At 39.0% G+C, this 18,570-nt stretch carries 16 protein-coding genes; 12 read left to right on the top strand and 4 right to left on the bottom strand.

Features of this window, described 5'->3' with window-relative positions:
- The first annotated feature begins 131 nt into the window (after positions 1 to 131).
- From panD to A6M55_RS13525, 8 genes are all read left to right on the top strand, one after another.
- Positions 132 to 482 carry an aspartate 1-decarboxylase gene (panD, locus tag A6M55_RS13560; RefSeq protein ID WP_064198132.1) on the top strand — a complete coding sequence of 117 codons (351 nt, stop codon included), beginning with the start codon at positions 132 to 134 and terminating at the stop codon, positions 480 to 482.
- A 43-nt stretch (positions 483 to 525) separates the two neighbouring features.
- Positions 526 to 1,512 carry a lysylphosphatidylglycerol synthase transmembrane domain-containing protein gene (locus tag A6M55_RS13555; RefSeq protein ID WP_064198131.1) on the top strand — a complete coding sequence of 329 codons (987 nt, stop codon included), beginning with the start codon at positions 526 to 528 and terminating at the stop codon, positions 1,510 to 1,512.
- A gap of 23 nt (positions 1,513 to 1,535) precedes the next feature.
- Entirely contained in the window at positions 1,536 to 2,015 is a 480-nt protein-coding gene (gene rfaE2, locus A6M55_RS13550; protein WP_064198130.1) for a D-glycero-beta-D-manno-heptose 1-phosphate adenylyltransferase, read from the top strand.
- Positions 2,016 to 2,054: 39 nt separating this feature from the next.
- Complete coding sequence (locus A6M55_RS13545; protein ID WP_064198129.1) at positions 2,055 to 2,753, top strand: zinc metallopeptidase; 699 nt, start codon at positions 2,055 to 2,057, stop codon at positions 2,751 to 2,753.
- Between the two features lie 132 nt (positions 2,754 to 2,885).
- Positions 2,886 to 4,022, top strand: coding sequence for an iron-containing alcohol dehydrogenase (locus A6M55_RS13540; protein WP_064198128.1), 1,137 nt, complete (start codon positions 2,886 to 2,888; stop codon positions 4,020 to 4,022).
- 132 nt (positions 4,023 to 4,154) lie between these two features.
- A complete protein-coding gene (locus tag A6M55_RS13535) occupies positions 4,155 to 4,898 on the top strand; it encodes a hypothetical protein (RefSeq protein ID WP_064198127.1) in 744 nt (247 codons plus the stop codon).
- Positions 4,895 to 5,653: a gamma-glutamyl-gamma-aminobutyrate hydrolase family protein gene (locus A6M55_RS13530; protein WP_064198126.1), complete on the top strand. Its 759-nt coding sequence runs from the start codon at positions 4,895 to 4,897 to the stop codon at positions 5,651 to 5,653. The genes A6M55_RS13535 and A6M55_RS13530 overlap by 4 nt, the downstream gene beginning before the upstream one ends.
- A complete protein-coding gene (locus tag A6M55_RS13525) occupies positions 5,653 to 6,000 on the top strand; it encodes a HopJ type III effector protein (protein WP_064198125.1) in 348 nt (115 codons plus the stop codon). The genes A6M55_RS13530 and A6M55_RS13525 overlap by 1 nt, the downstream gene beginning before the upstream one ends.
- Positions 6,001 to 6,057: 57 nt before the next feature.
- On the opposite strand, the gene A6M55_RS13520 is transcribed toward A6M55_RS13525, so the two are convergent.
- Positions 6,058 to 7,866 carry a MutS-related protein gene (locus A6M55_RS13520; protein ID WP_064198124.1) on the bottom strand — a complete coding sequence of 603 codons (1,809 nt, stop codon included), beginning with the start codon at positions 7,864 to 7,866 and terminating at the stop codon, positions 6,058 to 6,060.
- 170 nt (positions 7,867 to 8,036) lie between these two features.
- On the opposite strand from A6M55_RS13520, the gene A6M55_RS13515 reads away from it, so the two are divergent.
- The gene (locus A6M55_RS13515; RefSeq protein WP_064198123.1) at positions 8,037 to 9,401 is read left to right on the top strand and encodes an aldehyde dehydrogenase family protein; all 1,365 of its coding nucleotides are present in this window, start codon (positions 8,037 to 8,039) and stop codon (positions 9,399 to 9,401) included.
- Between the two features lie 428 nt (positions 9,402 to 9,829).
- Positions 9,830 to 11,809 (top strand): S9 family peptidase, encoded by a 1,980-nt coding sequence (locus A6M55_RS13510; protein ID WP_064198122.1) that lies wholly within the window; start codon positions 9,830 to 9,832, stop codon positions 11,807 to 11,809.
- A 59-nt stretch (positions 11,810 to 11,868) separates the two neighbouring features.
- On the opposite strand, the gene A6M55_RS13505 is transcribed toward A6M55_RS13510, so the two are convergent.
- Both A6M55_RS13505 and A6M55_RS13500 read right to left on the bottom strand, forming a co-directional pair.
- Complete coding sequence (locus A6M55_RS13505; protein WP_082893024.1) at positions 11,869 to 12,396, bottom strand: DUF4833 domain-containing protein; 528 nt, start codon at positions 12,394 to 12,396, stop codon at positions 11,869 to 11,871.
- A gap of 36 nt (positions 12,397 to 12,432) precedes the next feature.
- Positions 12,433 to 13,230 carry an SDR family oxidoreductase gene (locus A6M55_RS13500; protein ID WP_064198120.1) on the bottom strand — a complete coding sequence of 266 codons (798 nt, stop codon included), beginning with the start codon at positions 13,228 to 13,230 and terminating at the stop codon, positions 12,433 to 12,435.
- Positions 13,231 to 13,439: 209 nt separating this feature from the next.
- On the opposite strand from A6M55_RS13500, the gene A6M55_RS13495 reads away from it, so the two are divergent.
- Together A6M55_RS13495 and A6M55_RS13490 are read left to right on the top strand one after the other, a co-directional pair.
- On the top strand, positions 13,440 to 14,807 hold the full coding sequence (locus A6M55_RS13495) for a Gfo/Idh/MocA family protein (RefSeq protein ID WP_064198119.1): 1,368 nt from the start codon (positions 13,440 to 13,442) through the stop codon (positions 14,805 to 14,807).
- 94 nt (positions 14,808 to 14,901) lie between these two features.
- Positions 14,902 to 16,341, top strand: a complete 1,440-nt coding sequence (locus A6M55_RS13490; protein ID WP_064198118.1) for a sulfatase — start codon at positions 14,902 to 14,904, stop codon at positions 16,339 to 16,341.
- A 57-nt stretch (positions 16,342 to 16,398) separates the two neighbouring features.
- Here A6M55_RS13490 and A6M55_RS13485 read toward each other — a convergent pair whose 3' ends face one another.
- Entirely contained in the window at positions 16,399 to 18,567 is a 2,169-nt protein-coding gene (locus A6M55_RS13485; RefSeq protein WP_064198117.1) for a DPP IV N-terminal domain-containing protein, read from the bottom strand.
- Positions 18,568 to 18,570 lie beyond the last annotated feature (3 nt).

The following is an 18,570-nucleotide window of genomic DNA, read 5'->3' as shown; positions in this document are numbered from 1 at the left end:
TATTGTTGTGCCAAATGTTTCTTTCACAAGCAATTTTATAATTTTGCAGTCCGTTTGAAGATTTAAAATCTAATCATCGCTCGGGCGACCCCGTCGTAAATCGTAATTCGTACAATCGTAAATAAAAACAGATGTTAGTCAATATTTTCAAATCAAAAATCCACCGAGTGAAAGTCACTCAAGCCGAACTCAATTATGTGGGAAGCATCACCATCGACGAAGATTTGCTCGATGCCGCAGGAATCATGGAAAATGAGCGAGTGCAAGTCGTAAACAATAATAATGGTGAACGTCTGGAAACTTACGCTATCAAAGGTAAACGTGGCTCAGGTATTATTTGTCTGAACGGAGCTGCCGCTCGCAAAGCCGAAGTGGGTGACATTGTAATTATTATTTCTTATGCTTGGATGACCCAAGAAGAAGCAAAAACCCACAAGCCAATGATTGTTTTTCCTGACGAAAATAACTTGGTAGTAAAATAATTGTAGCATAATTCTCCAGAATTGCACATAAAACCTCTTTTTAATGAAAAAAACACTCCAGTACCTTATCTCACTGACAGTTGCCGCTGTTTTGGTTTGGTTTACGTTTAAAGACATCGACCTAAACACCCTCTGGGAAAAAATAAAACAAGCCGATTATCGTTGGGTAGCACTTTCGGCCGTGATGGCTTTGGTGGCACACTGGAGTAGAGCCTATCGTTGGGTTTTGATGCTTGAGCCGATGGGCTATAAACCTTCGGTTTTTCGTACAACATTGGCGGTTTTAGTAGGTTATGGAGCAAATTTAATCTTTCCAAGAGCAGGCGAAGTGGCTCGTTGCGGAACGCTCAATAAATTAGAAGATATTCCGTTTGAAAAATCATTTGGAGCAGTAATCGCCGAGCGTTTGATTGATGTTTTAGTACTTCTACTATTGATTTTCTTGAATTTTATTCTCGAATTCGACCGACTGAAAGATGTTTTCTTTAATTTTTTTGGCGAAAAATTCAAAAATCCACTCTTACTCGGAAGCTATGCTTTAGTGGGAATTGGCTTACTTGTAGCGGCTTATTTTTTATTCAAAAAAAATCAAGAAAAAATCGCACAAAATGCTCTTTATCAGAAAGTTGCTAAAATAATCGGAGGTTTTGCGAGTGGTTTTATGAGTGTCCGAAATCTTAAAAACCCTTCGGCATTTGTTTTCCATACGATTCTGATTTGGACAATGTACTTCGTAATGACTTATGTTCTTTGTTTTGCTTTACCCGAAACCTCTAATCTTTCACCTTTGGCTGCACTTTCAATTTTTGTGATGGGGTCAATCGGAATGGCAGCACCCACACAAGGCGGTATAGGAAGTTATCACTTTTTAGTAGGAAGTATCGTAGTGCTTTACGGGCTTTCGCAACAAGATGGTATTACACTCGCTACATTCCTTCATGCCATGCAAGGGATGGTATTTGTAGCTATTTTTGGTATTATTGCTTTTTTATTAACATTGGTTTTGCCGAAGAGAGAGGTTAAATCATAAATTTTTAGAATATTTCACAAAAAATGACCGAATCAAAAATATTAAGTCTAACAGAAGCTAAACAGCAAATCGAACAATGGCAATCTGAGGGCAAAAAAATCGTTTTTACTAATGGATGCTTCGACATTGTACATCTCGGGCACATTGATTACCTTGAAAAAGCCCGAAATTTAGGTGATAAGCTCGTACTTGGCCTGAACACCGATGCTTCGGTGAGACGTTTGAAAGGAGAAAGTCGTCCTGTGATAAACGAATACGCACGTTCACGAATGATGGCTGCGATGAGTTTTATTGATGCTGTCATTTTGTTCGACGAACCAACACCAAAAGAGCTAATTGAGACACTTTGTCCGAATATTTTGGTCAAAGGTGATGATTATACGCTTGAAAATATCGTTGGTGCAGATTTTGTGATAGCAAATGGAGGCGAGGTAAAAACTATTTCATTGGTAAAAGGTTATTCAACAAGCTCAATTATTCAGAAAATAAAAGAAAATTATTAGTCGATAGACAAACAGTTTTCAACAAAAAACACAAAAATTATGATAATAATTATTGGTATCGTCTTTATGGTACTGGGCATGATAGTATCAGGACGCTTGAAAAGTAAATTTGCACAATATTCCCAGATACGTCTGCGAAACGGTATGACTGGTGCAGAAATAGCACAACGAATGCTACACGATAACGGTATTTATGATGTAAGAATCATTCAAGTAGATGGTCAATTAACTGACCACTATAACCCACTTGACAAGACCGTAAACCTTAGCTATGATGTTTACACGGGTTCGAGTGCAGCTTCGGCTGCGGTAGCCGCTCATGAGTGTGGACACGCTGTGCAACATGCCATGGCTTACGCTCCTCTAAAAATGCGTTCGACATTAGTTCCCGCCGTCAATGTGGCTACTAACGTTATGAATTTTGCTAATATGTTTTTGATGTTCGGAGGAGTGTATATGCTTTCTCGTGGTAGCTCGTTTGGTAATATTTTATTGATGGTTTTAATTGTGGCAAATGCTGCTTTGGCACTCTTCTCGCTCATCACATTACCAGTAGAATATGACGCAAGTAACCGTGCCTTGAAATGGATGGAAACTCGTACAATAGTAACAACAGGCGAACACGATATGGCCAAAGATGCTCTCAAATGGGCCGCTTTAACGTACGTAGTAGCTGCCGCAGGTGCAGTAGCCAATTTGCTTTACTACGTAAGCATTTTCTTAGGTAGAAGAGACTGATTTTTTTGTCCACGATAGATAGATAACAATCAATAGAAAAGACGAAAACCACGAATTTAACAATCACTTTTTGTTGAATTCGTGGTTTTTTGTTGTATTTTCGTCACTCTCAAACTATTAAAAACCAACAAAGTGATTTCTCAATTCAATTTTCCTACTAAAATCCGATTCGGTGCAGGTGTGGTTTCTGAACTTCCTGCTTATCTGAAAGACAATAACCTTTCAAAACCTTTGGTCGTGACTGACCCAAATGTAGCCAATTTGCCATTTTTCAAGCAAATTGTTCAAGATTTATCATCGAAAGGTATCAGCGTTGAAGTTTTCAGCGATATTCATAAAAACCCAGTAAAATCAGATGTATATAAAGGTGACGAAACCTATTATGGCACTCACCGAGATAGCATCATTGGTATCGGTGGTGGTGCGGCAATAGATGTGGCAAGAGCTATTTTGTTGAGAATCAATCACCGAGAAGATTTATTCAAATATGATGATTTAATTGGTGGAGATATTTACGTAACCAACGATGTGCCGCATTTTATTACGATTCCGACAACGGCTGGAACAGGCAGCGAAGTTGGTCGTAGTGCCATCATTGCTGACGACGAAACGCATCAGAAAAAAATTCTTTTCTCGCCAAAACTTCTTGCCAAAATTATCTTTGCCGACCCATTACTCACAATGGATTTGCCGCCATTTATCACCGCCGCTACGGGAATGGACGCACTCACACATAACATGGAAGCTTTTGTGGCAAAAAACTGGCATCCAATGTGTGATGGGATTGCGTTGGAAGGAATTGCGTTGATACACGAGTCATTGGAAAAGGCAGTAAACAAACCAGACCTCGAATCTCGTAGCAAAATGCTAATTGCTTCATTGATGGGTGCAGTGGCATTTCAGAAAGGATTGGGCGTAGTGCATTCATTGGCTCACCCATTATCATCTTTGCTTGACACGCATCATGGTTTGGCAAATGCAGTAAACATTCCATACGGAATGAAGTTTAATATTGCAGGTTTTGAAGATAAATTCCGTCGAATTGCTCGTACGCTTGATTTAAAAGATGAATCTGGCGAGGCAGTAGTGCAGTATCTGTTTGAGCTAAACACCAAAGTAAATATTCCGCACCGTTTGCGAGATATTGGTGTAAAATCGGAGCATATCGAAACGCTGGCCGATTTAGCAATCGCCGATTTTGCTCATCCAAATAACCCAAAACCTGTCACGAGAGAAGACTTCAAAAATCTTTACCTCGAAGCATTATAATTTATTGAAAAATTATAAATTTGTTTAAGAAAGCCTTTAACTACACCACAAATACGCAAAAAACAGTGTATTCGTGGTTATTTATATTTCGTAAAACTCCTTTTATTTATGTAACTCTAAACATTTACTGTCATGAAAATCTCTTTGACTTTTATTCTCCTATTCTTATTTTCCGAACAAATCTTCGGGCAAATTACGAATAATAAATATGATTATTTTTTGAGGAAGATGCAGGTAGCGGGAAGTAGTGATAGTAAGATAGTAGTGAATAAAAATACTGGCGATACTACTTTTCAGGCTTATTATAGTTCGAGAGATGTGGTAAATAATACCCAGCAAGAGTTTACAAAAACCTACAAAGGCACACCATTTTTTAAGAATGGGTGGTACAAAGGAAAAATAAGCACCGAAAGTGGGAAAGATATGCAGTTTTTAATGGCTTTTAATGTACAGAAAAACGAACTTTATATTGTAGAAGACATCAATAAAGATGCAATCGCTATCAAGCCTGAAGCATTTACAATAATGGGGCATCATTTCAGTAAGTTTGAAAATGCCTATTATGAAGTTGTTCACATCAGTAAAAATACACTTTTGAAAGAATATTCATGCGTTTTGCATAGCTCTAATACCGAAAAAACTGGCTATGAAGCTTCGGGGGAATACGAAGGAGAATTTGTAAAATCTTCTAAGTTTTTTATTCTGAAAGATGAATCAGTTATTCAACTTCCGAGAGGCAAAAATATCCTTAATCTTTTTGGAGACAAAAAGCCTTTAGTTGAGCAATATGTAAAGGCAAATAATATCAATCTTAAAACAGAAAACGGGCTCGTAAGTACTTTCAAATACTACGACTCACTCGAAAATCCACAATGAAAATAGGTATTACAGATTGCGGAGAGAAACATCCAATCTATGAAAAATGGATTTTGTCACAAAATGCTTTGGTCGGCAATTCGCACATCGAAGTTATTAAACTTGGTTATAAACTCAACAATCTACACGAAATTGAGCAATGCGACGGCATTATCTTATCGGGTGGCGAAGATGTGCATCCAAGTTTATATAATCGGCCTGAGTTTTTGAATTTGTGCAATCCAAATTTCATGGACGAACGCCGTGATGAATTTGAATGGAAAGTGTGTGAATATATCTTCAAAAATCAAGTGCCAGTTTTAGGCATTTGCCGAGGTTTGCAATTGGTGAATGTATTTCTTGGTGGTACGCTGATTCCAGATTTACCGACTGCTGGGAAAGAGAATCATTCAAAGCATTTTGAAGGAAAAGACCGTTATCATAATATAGAAATTATTCACGACTCCGAACTTTCAAAAATTACCAATATTGTATTTGGAGATGTGAATTCAGCACATCATCAATCGGCTGACATCATTGCTAAACCTCTAAAAATCAATGCGTTATCTGATGATAGAGTTGTGGAAGGATTGGAGTTCGACTTCGCTCACTCACCACAGTTCGACCCGTTAGCTTCGGTGGCTGAGCGAAGCAGAAGCCACTATTTAATGCTCGTACAATGGCATCCAGAACGAATTATTAATGCCGAACAAAATAATTTTTCTTATAAAATACGACAAAATTTCGTCGAAAACATTCAATCAAAAATTCAATAATGACACTCGATTCTTTTCTAAAAAAACTCAACGAAACCCCTCAAGAAGTAGCATTTACAGATACTATGGCCATTGTGGAAGCACTCTATGATTTTACGCCAACGGCTTTCAAAAATGGAGATTTACACAACGAAGCTGGGCAAAACTCTGGCTCATGCAAATTATTTTCGTTTGCAAAACTCCAAAACTTTTCGGTAGAACAAACGCTCGCTTGCTTTGGTGATTTTTACCGCAAAGATGTACTCGAAAATCCTGATGCGAGTAATCACCAAAATATCAGAAACTTTATGGAAACTGGTTGGGAAGGCATTTCTTTTGAAGGAACGGCACTGACTGAGAAAAAGTAAAACATCGCAATATATGTGGCAAATCTGCGGAGGTTTGCCACATATTATCTTAGTTCTTTAAAGCTTCTCTCCAATCGGCAAACCAATAGATTTTAATAAAAGCGAAGCATTGAAACTCTTACAAACGCCTTCTTTTATTAAATAATCGAATAATAATTCGCCATTTTCGGTGGCATATTCGAAATAATAATTTTTCACTACATCGGGGTACTCCTCCGAAATTTCGGTCATCCGCAAATCGTGTGTAGCCACCATTGCATAAGCATTTGAGTTGACGATTTTCTCCAGCAAAGCCATTGAGCCCGCCAATTTATCTTCTGAATTTGTTCCTCTCAACATTTCATCTATCAAAAACAACGCATTTTCATTATTATTGATTGCCGCCAAAACGAGTTTAATTCGCTCAATTTCGGCCTTAAAAGTAGAAGCATTTTGCTGAATCGAATCTTTTATTCGCATGTAGCAAATCAATTTTATGCCATCACTCACACTCATTTTCTTGGCAAAAACTGGGCAACCAGCATAAGCCAAAATGATATTTAGCCCAACCGTACGCAAAAATGTACTTTTACCCGACATATTTGAGCCTGTAATGAGCGTTAGTCGGTTTCGTTCGTCAAAATCAAAACTATTACAAACTACATTTTTGGTATTGATGAGCGGATGCCCCATTTCCTGTCCGTATAATTTGAAAGTTTTACTATTATTTATTGCAGGAAAACACCAATCAGGCTTATTGAAATGTAAGTTTCCGATGCTGGCATAAAGCTCAAAAACACCGATAACATCAAATATTTTCTCAAAAAAATCAGGATTTTCTTTCAACCACGCCCTCAGTTTAATTAACTGAACTGGTTGAAAGGGCGTAGCTAAAGTCAAGAAAAGCGAAGCCAACATATTGCGTCGCATATCCAGTTTCTTCAGAATTACCACAAAATCATCAATCGGATTTTTGGTAATTAATTTTGAAATTGGTAATTGCTCGTGAGTAGTTTTCAAGATTTCCGACTGCCAATTTTCTTGAGCGATAAGCCCCGTTGCTACTCCAAATTTTTCCATCAAACGCCCCGCTCCTGCTACTGTTTCAAAATATTCTTCGGTATGACTGCGATTTATGCCTGTAAGCCTAAAATTAATCAAAGCCAAGGCTGCAACTCCATAACCTGCAAACGAAGGTGACACAAAATAGGCAGAAGCAAAGACCGATACCCACAAAAAAGGCAAGATTTTGGCATAAATCGCAATGAATTTCTCCAGTTTCAAAACTGGTGGATGCTCAATTTGATTCAGCACTTTGCTCACCCCTCGCTCTTCGTTTGAAATCTTAAACATCGAAGCAAAAAAGCTCAAACGCCAGTCGGTTTTGGCCGCCATTTCTTTGACAGCTTCTTGTTTTTGACTGATAGAAAAAGTCTGCTTTTCGCCCAAAAGCTGTTGAGCCAAATAATCACTTCCCGACTTACTTTTTGTTCGGTTGATTAAATGAAACAACGTTCCTTCACCGAAAATATCTAAATCTTCACTAAAATTATGCGTTGGTCGGCCGTATTCTTGCCCATTATAATACATTCCCGAAATTTCTTCCAAGCAAGTCAACTCATTCTGAATCACGGCGAGCGTAGTTTCTTTTAGATCTACTTCGGCATCAATTTTTTCGTGGTGCTTTACCAAATAGTAGAATCCTAAAATTCCACCAACAATTGAAAGGCCGCCAACGATTTCATTGAGTTTAAAAAGCTGATAAACCACGACCAACAACCCAATTATGAACAATAATCGGTACATCGAAATTTGGTCGCTTTTCTTTTTTAAAGTGGTAATTTCGGTAAGTAATGTGGTTATTTTTTCTTGATAAGTCTTTTCCATGCAAGCAATTTTTGTATCTGTCGCAAAAATAGGCAACTATGTCGGAGTTTTAGATGAAATATAAAAGTTTATCCACTCGAATGTTTATTTTTGTACAATAACCGCAAACGTCGGCAAGGCTCAACGCCTTGCCGACGTTAATCACTTGGTATTAAACGTAAAAAATTTATATGCAAATCATCAATCCAGCTACCGAAGAAATCATTATAACCTTACAAGAAGATTCGGCAGAAAGCCTAAAAACTAAACTAAAAACGCTTCAAAAAGGTCAAAAATCTTGGGCGAAAGTTAATTTAAAAAAGCGTATCGCTATCATTGAGAAATTCTCAGAATTATTGGCTGAAAATATCGAAGAATTAGCCACAACGCTAACTTCTGAAATGGGTAAACCACTTCAACAAGCCCGTAATGAAGTGAACGGAGCAAGGGGAAGAATCAAGTTTTTTGTTGAAAATTCGCAGAAATACTTGAAAGATGAAATAATGACCAAGCAAGAAGGGCTCACCGAACGTATTTCATACGAACCACTCGGCGTTGTTTGTAATATTTCAGCTTGGAATTACCCATTTTTGGTGGGTGTAAATGTTTTTATTCCTGCACTTATTGGTGGTAATGCTGTTTTCTATAAACCGTCTGAATTTTCGACTTTGACAGGTTTAAAAATCGAAAAATTTCTGAAACAGGCAGGTGTACCCGAAGACGTTTTTGCAGTAGCAATTGGAGCAAAAGAAGTAGGTGAACAACTTTTAGCAATGCCACTCGATGGCTATTTCTTTACGGGTTCGTATCGAACAGGGCTTTACATTTATGAGAAAGTAGCCCCTAAAATGGTACCTTGTCAGCTCGAATTAGGTGGAAAAGACCCGCTTTATGTAACCGACGACGTCACTGATATTGAAGGAATTGCCGCAGGAACCGCCGATGGTGCTTTCTATAATAACGGACAAAGCTGTTGTGCGGTTGAGCGTATTTATGTACACGAAAAAGTATATGACCGCTACGTTGAAGCATTTGTAAAAGAAGTAAAATCATATAAAATTGGGCAACCAACCGAAGAGGGTGTTTACGTCGGTGCTTTGAGCCGAAAATCTCAATTAGATTTTCTTGAAAATCAAGTACAAGATGCTCTAAAGAAAGGAGCTACACTTATGGCTGGTGGAAAGAAAATAACTGGAAAAGGTTATTATTTTGAACCTACTGTGCTGACCAATGTAAACCACAAAATGGATGTCATGCAAGCGGAATCTTTTGGGCCAATTATCGGAATCATGAAAGTAAAAGATGACCGTGAAGCTCTTAAACTCATGCAAGACACAGAATATGGACTAACAGCAGCAGTTTATTCAAACGATAAAAAACGTGCCGAAAAACTTTTGAAACAAGTGAATGCAGGAAGCGGTTATTGGAATTGTTGTGACCGTGTTTCGGCTCCGCTTCCGTGGAGTGGACGCAAACATTCGGGCTTTGGGGCTACGCTTTCGCACGCAGGTATTCGTGCATTCGTGAAGCCAAAGGCTTGGCATTTAAGAGGGTAATTTTGAATTAACGACGGGGTCGCCCACGGTCCGCCGTTGCGGTGCGATGAAGATTAAAAACCCTGAAAGGATTAAACACAAATAACCATAGGTAACGCCTACGGAAACAAAAGATTAAAATAACTTTATTGTGAAAAAGCCTGAAAGGCTTAAACTTTAATAGCCGTAGGCAACGCCTACGGAAACAAGAAACAAAGGTAATTCATAACCCTGAAGGGGTTAAACAATAATCGCAATAGCAAGTTCAACTCCGAAGGAGTTGTTTTATCGCTATCAATTATTTTCCATGGGCGTTGCCCACGGCTATTAAAGTTTAAGCCTTTCAGGCTTTTCTTTTACGAAGCCAAGAAAATTCACCAATAATTAACCAGTACACCGATTTACCGATAACCAATACACTATTTCACTAATCAACAAATAACCAAAGCATGAAAAAAACAATACTATTTGCATTTTTAGCCATTAGTTCGGGAGTTTTTGCACAAACAACTCCTACGAAACGACCGCTCAAGCCCTCTGATGTTTTTCGTTTACAAACACTAAGCGACCCGCAGATTTCGCCCGAAGGCAATTGGGTAGCCTATTCACTTTCAAGTGTTGACTCTGTAAAAAACAAACGCAATTCTGACATTTGGATGCAATCGTGGGACGGACGAGAATCTATCCAACTTACTTTTTCGCCCGATGGAGAATCAAAGCCTCGTTGGAGTCCCGATGGGAAATATCTGTCATTTACTTCTTCTCGTGGAGGATTAACTGGAAGCCAAATCTGGCTCATGGACCGCCGTGGCGGAGAAGCAAAACAATTAACCGATATTAAAAAAGGTGATTTATCAGACTACGCTTGGTCGCCCGATGGTAAGAAAATTGCATTAGTAATTACCAATGATGCTGATACCACAAAATCGAAATCTCCCAAACCGATTGTTATCGACCGTTTCCATTTCAAGCAAGATGTTGAAGGCTATTTAATGAAAAAAACTACGCATTTATACCTCTATAACCTCGAAACCAAGAAAATCGACACACTGACGAAGGGAATTTACGATGAAACTTCACCAAAATGGTCGCCCGATGGAACGCAAATCGCTTTTATCAGTAACCGCACCGAAGACCCAGACCGCAACGAAAATACCGATATTTGGGTAATTGATGCCAAACCAAACGCCACGATGAAGCAAATAACGACTTTTACAGGTCAAGATTATGCCCATGAATGGAGTCCAGACGGCAAACAAATCGCTTATTTACGCACTACTTCGGCCGAAAGTTATATCATGTACGACCAGTCGATTTTGTGTACGGTATCGAAAGATGGTGGAGAACCAAAACTGCTTAGTAAATCTTTAGACCGCCCAGTCAATAGCCCAAGATGGAGCAAAGACGGAGCTTCGATATTCGCCATTGTTTCTGACGACCGCACGAGATACATCGCTAATTTTTCGGCGGCAGATGGTAAGATGACCAAGTTTGTGGGAGGAAACAGAAGTTTTACGGGTATAGAAAGACATTCTTCTGGGAACTTGCTTGCAAGCATGAGTGACCCACAAACACCGAGCGAGCTATATGCTATCGAAGCAGCAGTTGTCAGAAAACTTACCAAACACCAAGATGCGTTTTTAGCACCTTTAGCACTGGCAACAGTTGAAGGTTTTACCTCAAAAAGCAAAGATGGGGCTTCGGTTTCAAACTTGCTTTATCTGCCAGCTAATGCACAAAAAGGTCAAAAATTACCAACTTTGCTATTCATTCACGGTGGGCCAGTGGCACAAGATGAGTTTAGCTATGATATGTCTCGCCAAATGCTGGCAGCGGCGGGTTATGCCGTTGTGGCAGTAAATTATCGTGGTTCAAGTGGCAGAGGCTTAGATTTCTGCAAAATTATTTCAGCCGATTGGGGTAATAAAGAAGTGTTAGATATTTTGGGAGCAACCGATTATGTAGTACAAAATGGCATTGCTGACCCCGAAAAATTGGGCATCGGTGGCTGGAGTTATGGCGGAATTTTGACAAATTATACAATTGCAACTGACACTCGCTTCAAAGCGGCATCAAGTGGTGCGGGAGTTTCGTTGATTTCTTCATTATATGGTGTTGACCAATACATTTTACAATATGAGCATGAATTAGGCTCTCCGTGGAAGAATTTCGATAAATACATTGCACTTTCATACCCATTCTTGAAAGCTGACCGTATCAAAACCCCTACTCAATTTATGGTTGGGCAGAGCGATTTTAATGTTCCCTCGGTGGGTAGCGAGCAGATGTATCAAGCATTCCGCTCGTTGGGTATTCCGACTGAATTGATTATTTATCCTGACCAGTTTCATGGAATTACGAATCCAAGTTATCAAAAAGACCGTTTTGAGCGATACATCGCTTGGTTTAATAAGTATTTGAAGAAATAATATTTGAGATTTTTTAAGGAAGGCTTCGTTTAAAACGAAGCCTTCCTTTTTTACGGAGATTACGGTACAAACTTCTCATAAATGGCTTCGCCAGTAGAAAGGTTTTTGCCAAAAAGTTCAATGTATTTTACGGTTGGTTTTATGGCATCTTCGTTTTCGAGTTGTACAAAAACTTTGCATAATTGCCCTTCAATTCCATTTATTTGCATTGTTGCAATTGGCTTTCCTGAATCATTGATTTTTACTTTCAAAGTTCGTTTTTTCAGAGCAACAATTCTCATATCAAAACTATCTTTTTCTTTGGCATTTCGCTCGGTTTCTACACCATAAGCAAGTGCTTTTTCTACTGCGTTAAGCTTTTGCGTGTGCGTTGTTTCATCATACCTTATCCAATATACGTTTACGGGTTTTTCAGCATGAAGTGTCTTAGCATTCATAAAATTTGCATCATAAACAACCGTATGAGCATTATTACTCCGCTGAATATAAAACAAACGATTGGGTGATGCAGGTGGAGCAGGAAACTTCTGGGCCAATAGCTGTAAACTACTGACTATCAATATTATAAATATTTTTATTTTTTTCATAGAATAGCTTTTCAAGAGACTGATAAGGTAATTTTATTAAGAAGCTGATACCACTAATTCTCGGCGAATAGTTCGACTAACGAGTGGCTCGATGAAATACCACGGAACAAGCTTAAATATCCAATAATTAAACCAATTTACCAAACCTGGTACTACAATTGTTTTACCCGAAAAAGCACCTTCTATTGCTTTTTCGGCAACGTATTCGGTACTTGTTATGCTAATACGGCCAAGCCAGCCTTGCGTTTTTATTCTTCTCCGAATATCTTCATTGGTAGGCATCGCTCCTGGGTTTACCACACAAACTTTTACACCTTTTTCTCTCAATTCCGAACCTAAACTCAGCGAAAACGAATAAATAAAAGCCTTTGTAGCAGGATAAACCATCTTATAAGGAAGTGGAGAAAAAGCTGCAATACTTGCAACGTTCAAAATATAAGAGTTAGTATTTTGAAGCAAAAAAGGCAGTAAACTTCGAGTCAAAATGGCTGTGCCTTTAACATTTACTTGAATGATTCTGTCGAGTTGCTCAGTGTCAGAATCTTGGAAAGATTTTGAACCACCAACACCTGCATTATTTACCAAAACATTAATACTTATCTCGTTGTTTTTCAACCAATTAGCAAAATCTTTAATCATCGAAAAATCACTTAAATCAGCTTCGTAGTATTCGACATTTACACCATAAGCTTTGTGTAAATCTACGGTAAATTCAGAGAGGTTTTCGTTTGGTAAAGCTACTAAAACAAGATGATGACCACGCTTGGCAAAGGCAATAGCAAAGACTCGACCAAGCCCCGAGCTTGCCCCCGTAATAACTGTATGTTTTTTCATAATTTTGTGTAAAGTGTCTTGGCTTTCGAGCCATTTTAATCAAGACAATTCATTTTTAACTTCCCCCTACTCTATACCAAATTTTTGTTTTAATCAGCATTATCGTCCTGTTTTTTTGCTTCTATATCTATATAATTTGTCTTTGTTCGGATTATAAAATATATTTGAATAATACAAGTCGTATCATATTCAATCCTCTATAAAAACAAATGGAAACCCTTAATCTCAATCGCCGAAAATTCATTCAGGGAGTTTCGGCTACGATTGCCTTATCTACACTTGGCACGAAAGCCAACCCAGTTTTTACGCCCGCAAAAACCTATAAAGTTGCCTTAATTGGTACGGGTTGGTATGGAAAAAGTGACCTTTTCCGCCTTATACAAGTAGCCTCGGTCGATGTAGTTGCTCTCTGCGACCCTGACCAAAATATGCTCAAAGCGGCAGGAGATTTGGTAGCCAAAAGACAAGAATCAAAGCAAATTCCGAAACTTTACGGTGATTATAGAAAACTATTGGCCGAAAACAAACTCGATATTGTATTAGTAGGCTCACCCGACCATTGGCACGCTCTGCACGCTATCGAAGCCATGAAATCGGGAGCAAATGTTTATGTGCAGAAACCAATTAGTGTTGATATTATCGAGGGAGAAGCAATGGTAGCGGCAGCCCGAAAATATAATAAAGTAGTGCAAGTGGGTACGCAACGCAAAAGTACGCCTCACTTGATTGAAGCTAAGAAAAACATTGTTGATGCTGGACTTTTGGGAAAGGTTTCGCACGTGGAAATGTGCTGTTATTATCACATGAGAAACAACGGAAACCCGCCAGTTGAGCCAGTTCCTGCCTTTTTTGATTATGAAATGTGGACTGGACCAGCCCCAATGCGTCCGTACGATGGTTTGCCTCACATTCGTTGGTGGAGAACTTTTAATGAATACGGCAACGGAATCATGGGCGATATGTGTATTCACATGTTCGATACCGTACGATGGATGCTCAAACTTGGTTGGCCAAAACGTGTGAGTTCTCAAGGTGGAATTTATGTACAAAAAGAAGGAAAATCGAATATTGCGGATACACAATCGGCGGTTTTTGAATATGATGAACTGAATTGCGTTTGGCAACATCGCTCGTGGGGAACACCTGCGAATAATGATTATCCTTGGGCGTTTATTTTGTATGGAGAAAAAGGCACACTTTATGCCAGCACCATGAAATATACGTTTGTTCCGCAAGGCAAAGGACAGAAGATAGATAAAGATGTGGTTTATGAAAAAGAAAAATATCCAGAAGATTTGACCGAAGAACGCATCGAATTGAATGCCGCTCCTGCCACTCGTTTGCACATGTTGGACTTCTTAAATGCCATCGAAAACAATACTCGCCCAGTTGCCGATATTGAAGAAGGTCATATTTCAACGGCCAGTTGTATTTTGGCCAATATGTCAATGAAATTAGGTCGTCCGTTAGTTTATGACCCGAAAAAACGAGAAGTTGTCAACGATAAAGAAGCAAATACACTACTCAGAAGACCATACCGTGGGCCGTGGAAACACCCCGAAGTTAGTACTGTATAAAAAACTGATGTCAGTGTCTCCACTGACATCGAGCTTCCTGAAACTTATAGCTTTCGGGAAGCTATTTTTTTACTCCTAAACGTAAAAGCATTCTATGAAAAAAATCTTCTTTTCGCTTCTCGCCATTATATTATTACAAAGCAGTAGTCCTAAAAAAGAACAAACGCCCAACATCATTTTGATTTTCATGGATGATATGGGCTACGGCGATTTAAGTTGTTATGGTGCAGTCAATTATCGAACGCCCAACATTGACAAACTGGCTTCCGAAGGCATAAGATTTACTAATTTTTTGGCAGCCCAAGCGGTTTGTAGTGCTTCGAGAGCGGCACTGTTGACTGGCTGTTATCCAAATCGAGTTGGTATTTCGGGAGCTTTGATGCCATACAGCAAAAATGGAATCAATTCTAACGAAACCACGATTGCCGAAATGCTCAAACAAAAAGGTTATACTACTGGAATTTTTGGCAAATGGCATTTGGGGCATCACAAAGAGTTTTTACCACTTCAACACGGTTTTGATGAATACGTCGGTCTGCCCTACTCAAATGATATGTGGCCTGTTTATTATGATGGAAAACCAGCTACACCCAACCAAAATGCAAGCACGTATCCTGTTCTGCCTTTGATTCAGAATAACGATAAAAAAGAAGAAGTAAAAACCCTTGACGACCAAGCAAAGCTTACGACACTTTACACCGAGAAGGCCGTAGAATTTATCAGAAAAAACAAAAAAAGTCCATTTTTCTTGTATTTGCCTCATTCGATGCCACACGTACCGATTGCGGTTTCGGATAAATTTAAAGGAAAAAGTAAACAAGGACTTTACGCTGATTTGATGATGGAAATTGATTGGTCAGTGGGCGAAATCATGAAAACTTTGAAAGAAAATAGTTTGGATAAAAACACGCTGGTGATTTTTACGAGTGATAATGGTCCGTGGCTAAATTTTGGAAATCATGCAGGTTCGTCGGGTGGATTTCGAGAAGGAAAAGGCACAAGTTTTGAGGGCGGTCAAAGAGTACCGTGCATTATGCGATGGAAAGGAACAACGCCTGAAGGAGTAGTATGCAATCAACTTGCCTCAACGATTGATGTTTTGCCAACAATTGCACGTATTTCTGGTACAGAATTGCCAAAACACAAAATTGATGGCGTTGATATTTTATCATTGATTAAAGGAAATTTGAGTGAAAGTCCGAGAAAGACTTTTTACTATTATTATCGTAAAAATTCGTTGGAAGCTGTGAGAATGGGTAATTGGAAATTGGTTTTTGAGCATAAAGGTCGCTCATACATGAATCAATTGCCAGGGAATGATGGTTTTGCAGGAAAGGCTCCCGAAGATATTCTGACACCAATGGCACTTTACGACCTCCGCCGTGACCCATCAGAGCAATATGACGTACAAAAACTTTATCCAGAAATCGTAACCGAACTACAAAAAATTGCCGAAGAAGCCAGAGAAGACCTCGGCGATGATTTGACCAACAGAAAAGGTAAAAACGTAAGAGCGAGTGGCATGGTTGAATAACCTCTTAAAACAACAACGGCAAGGCTTTGAGCCTTGCCGTCGTTAAAAACTGAGCTATCACTTTCCACCAGGAGGGCAGTTTTGCTTCAAATAATTGGTAAAAAGTGTATTTAAGTGCTTACGAGTACCTTCTCCTTCATAGATTCCGTGACTACGATTCGGGTAAGGCATAAACTGAAACTGTCGGTTATGCTTAATTAATTCATTTACAAGCATTTCAGCATTTTGGTAATGCACATTATCATCGCCCGTTCCGTGGATATACAATAAATTTCCTACCAAATTTTTAGCGTGCGTGATGGGCGAACCATTCACAAAATCTTCACGATTTTCCTGCGGAAGTCCCATGTAGCGTTCTTGATAAATATTATCATAACAAAGTTGGTTACCCACAGCAGCCACCGAAATACCAGTTTGATAAAACTTTGGATATTGGAAAAGTAAATTCAAAGTCGAAGACCCTCCCCCACTCCAACCATGCACTGCCACACGAGTAGTATCAACGTATTTCCACTTTCTGATTTCCTTCACGGCCATTGCTTGGTCACGAATATTCACAATACCGATTTTGCGATAAATTGCTTTTCTCCACGCACGTCCACGAGGTAGTGGCGTACCACGATTATCAACCGAAGCGTAGATGTAGCCATCTTTTGCCATATCTCCATTGTATAAATTATTAAAGCCTGTACCGTAAGTATCTTTTACGGTAGCAGATGCTGGCTCGCCATACACATTAAACACAATTGGATAACGTTTAGTAGAATCAAAGTTGGTCGGTTTTACCATCCAGCCTTCAATATCAATTCCGTCTTCGGTTTTTACTTTGAAAAACTCTACTCTTTTGTTTACTTTCAAATTGGCCAATTTCGCAGCAATACTTTCTTTTTCAGAAAGCGGCGAATGGTCTAAAAGATTAATCCATTCAGTCATTGGGGCAATATTAGCACTTGAAAATGAATGGCGAGCAAATTTTCCATTCGGCGAAAGCACATAATTGTGCGTTCCTGCGGGAGCATTTGCCAAAACTGGCTGCATTTCGGCACTGCCATCTAATTTGATACGGAAAAGATAATTTTGCAGAGCATTTTGTGGCGAACCAGTGAAATAAACATAGCCATTTGCTTCATCAATCAGCGGAATATGCACGATGTCATAACTACCTTTGGTGAGCAACGTTTCTTTACCATTCAAATCCATTTTATAAATATGTCGCCAGCCATCTTTTTCGCTTACCCACAAAAACTCTTTGCCCCCTTTTAGCCATTCCCAACCTTCTTGCTCATCAGCCCAACGCTCTTTGGTGTCAATCCAAGCCTCATCGGCTTCGGTATAAATCGTTTTAGTTTTACCCGTAATTGCTTGACAGATAATGACTTTACTCTGATTTTGTTTACGATTTAATTGTTGAATAATAATATCGTTTGTGTTTGGCACCCACTCCATGCGTGGTACATAAGTTTGTTGCGGGTCGCCTTCGATGTCCATTTTTAAAGTTTTTCCAGTAGTTATGTTTGCTACCAAAATCTTATACGGCGATGGACTTTCGCCCACTTTTGGGTATTCAACTGGAACATTATATGAGTAAATTGAGTCCGTATTATTTATCATCAAGAAATCACGAATCTTGGTTGCATCAATTTGCCAGTAAGCAATACTTTTCCCATCTGGACTCCAACGAAAGCCATCACGACAAGCAAATTCTTCTTCATACACCCAATCGAAAGTTCCGTTTATCATTCGGCGAGTGCCGTTGGTAGTCAAGGCTTTGATTTTTTTCGTTGCCAAATCTTCTACAAACAAGTTATGTTCGCTCACATAAGCCACTTTCGAGCCATCGGGCGAAAATTTCGCAAACATCAACGATGATGCAGGTTTACCTTGGCCCAGTTGATACAAAGCATTGGTTTTAAGGTCTAAAACCCAATAATCGCCACGAGTATCGTACCGCCAAACTTGCTTGGTATTGGTATAAATCAAAGCTTTTGAATCATCATTACTTAGGGTATAGCTTCTAACATTCAAAGGTTTTTCAGCACCTTTGGGTGTAAGTTGAGCTTTGGTAATTAAAGTAGTTTTTTGTTGAGTCGGTAAAGTATAAGCCACCACTTCACCGCCTTCGGTGCGAGTGTAGGCATTGCCATCTTTCGTCCATCTGATTTGTTGGGCTTGGGCAATGGTTGTGATGAAAAGGAACGTTAATAATAAGAGGTTTTTGTTTTTCATATA

It is taken from the genome of Emticicia sp. MM, assembly GCF_001649495.1.
Note: the sequence above shows the minus strand (reverse complement) of the source record. Positions and strands in the feature narration are given on the sequence as shown.

Coding starts and splice junctions, on each gene's coding strand:
- panD (WP_064198132.1), top strand. CDS start 132: ATGTTAGTCAATATTTTCAAATCAAAAATCCACCGAGTGAAAGTCACT.
- A6M55_RS13555 (WP_064198131.1), top strand. CDS start 526: ATGAAAAAAACACTCCAGTACCTTATCTCACTGACAGTTGCCGCTGTT.
- rfaE2 (WP_064198130.1), top strand. CDS start 1,536: ATGACCGAATCAAAAATATTAAGTCTAACAGAAGCTAAACAGCAAATC.
- A6M55_RS13545 (WP_064198129.1), top strand. CDS start 2,055: ATGATAATAATTATTGGTATCGTCTTTATGGTACTGGGCATGATAGTA.
- A6M55_RS13535 (WP_064198127.1), top strand. CDS start 4,155: ATGAAAATCTCTTTGACTTTTATTCTCCTATTCTTATTTTCCGAACAA.
- A6M55_RS13530 (WP_064198126.1), top strand. CDS start 4,895: ATGAAAATAGGTATTACAGATTGCGGAGAGAAACATCCAATCTATGAA.
- A6M55_RS13525 (WP_064198125.1), top strand. CDS start 5,653: ATGACACTCGATTCTTTTCTAAAAAAACTCAACGAAACCCCTCAAGAA.
- A6M55_RS13520 (WP_064198124.1), bottom strand. CDS start 7,866: ATGGAAAAGACTTATCAAGAAAAAATAACCACATTACTTACCGAAATT.
- A6M55_RS13515 (WP_064198123.1), top strand. CDS start 8,037: ATGCAAATCATCAATCCAGCTACCGAAGAAATCATTATAACCTTACAA.
- A6M55_RS13510 (WP_064198122.1), top strand. CDS start 9,830: ATGAAAAAAACAATACTATTTGCATTTTTAGCCATTAGTTCGGGAGTT.
- A6M55_RS13505 (WP_082893024.1), bottom strand. CDS start 12,396: ATGAAAAAAATAAAAATATTTATAATATTGATAGTCAGTAGTTTACAG.
- A6M55_RS13500 (WP_064198120.1), bottom strand. CDS start 13,230: ATGAAAAAACATACAGTTATTACGGGGGCAAGCTCGGGGCTTGGTCGA.
- A6M55_RS13495 (WP_064198119.1), top strand. CDS start 13,440: ATGGAAACCCTTAATCTCAATCGCCGAAAATTCATTCAGGGAGTTTCG.
- A6M55_RS13490 (WP_064198118.1), top strand. CDS start 14,902: ATGAAAAAAATCTTCTTTTCGCTTCTCGCCATTATATTATTACAAAGC.
- A6M55_RS13485 (WP_064198117.1), bottom strand. CDS start 18,567: ATGAAAAACAAAAACCTCTTATTATTAACGTTCCTTTTCATCACAACC.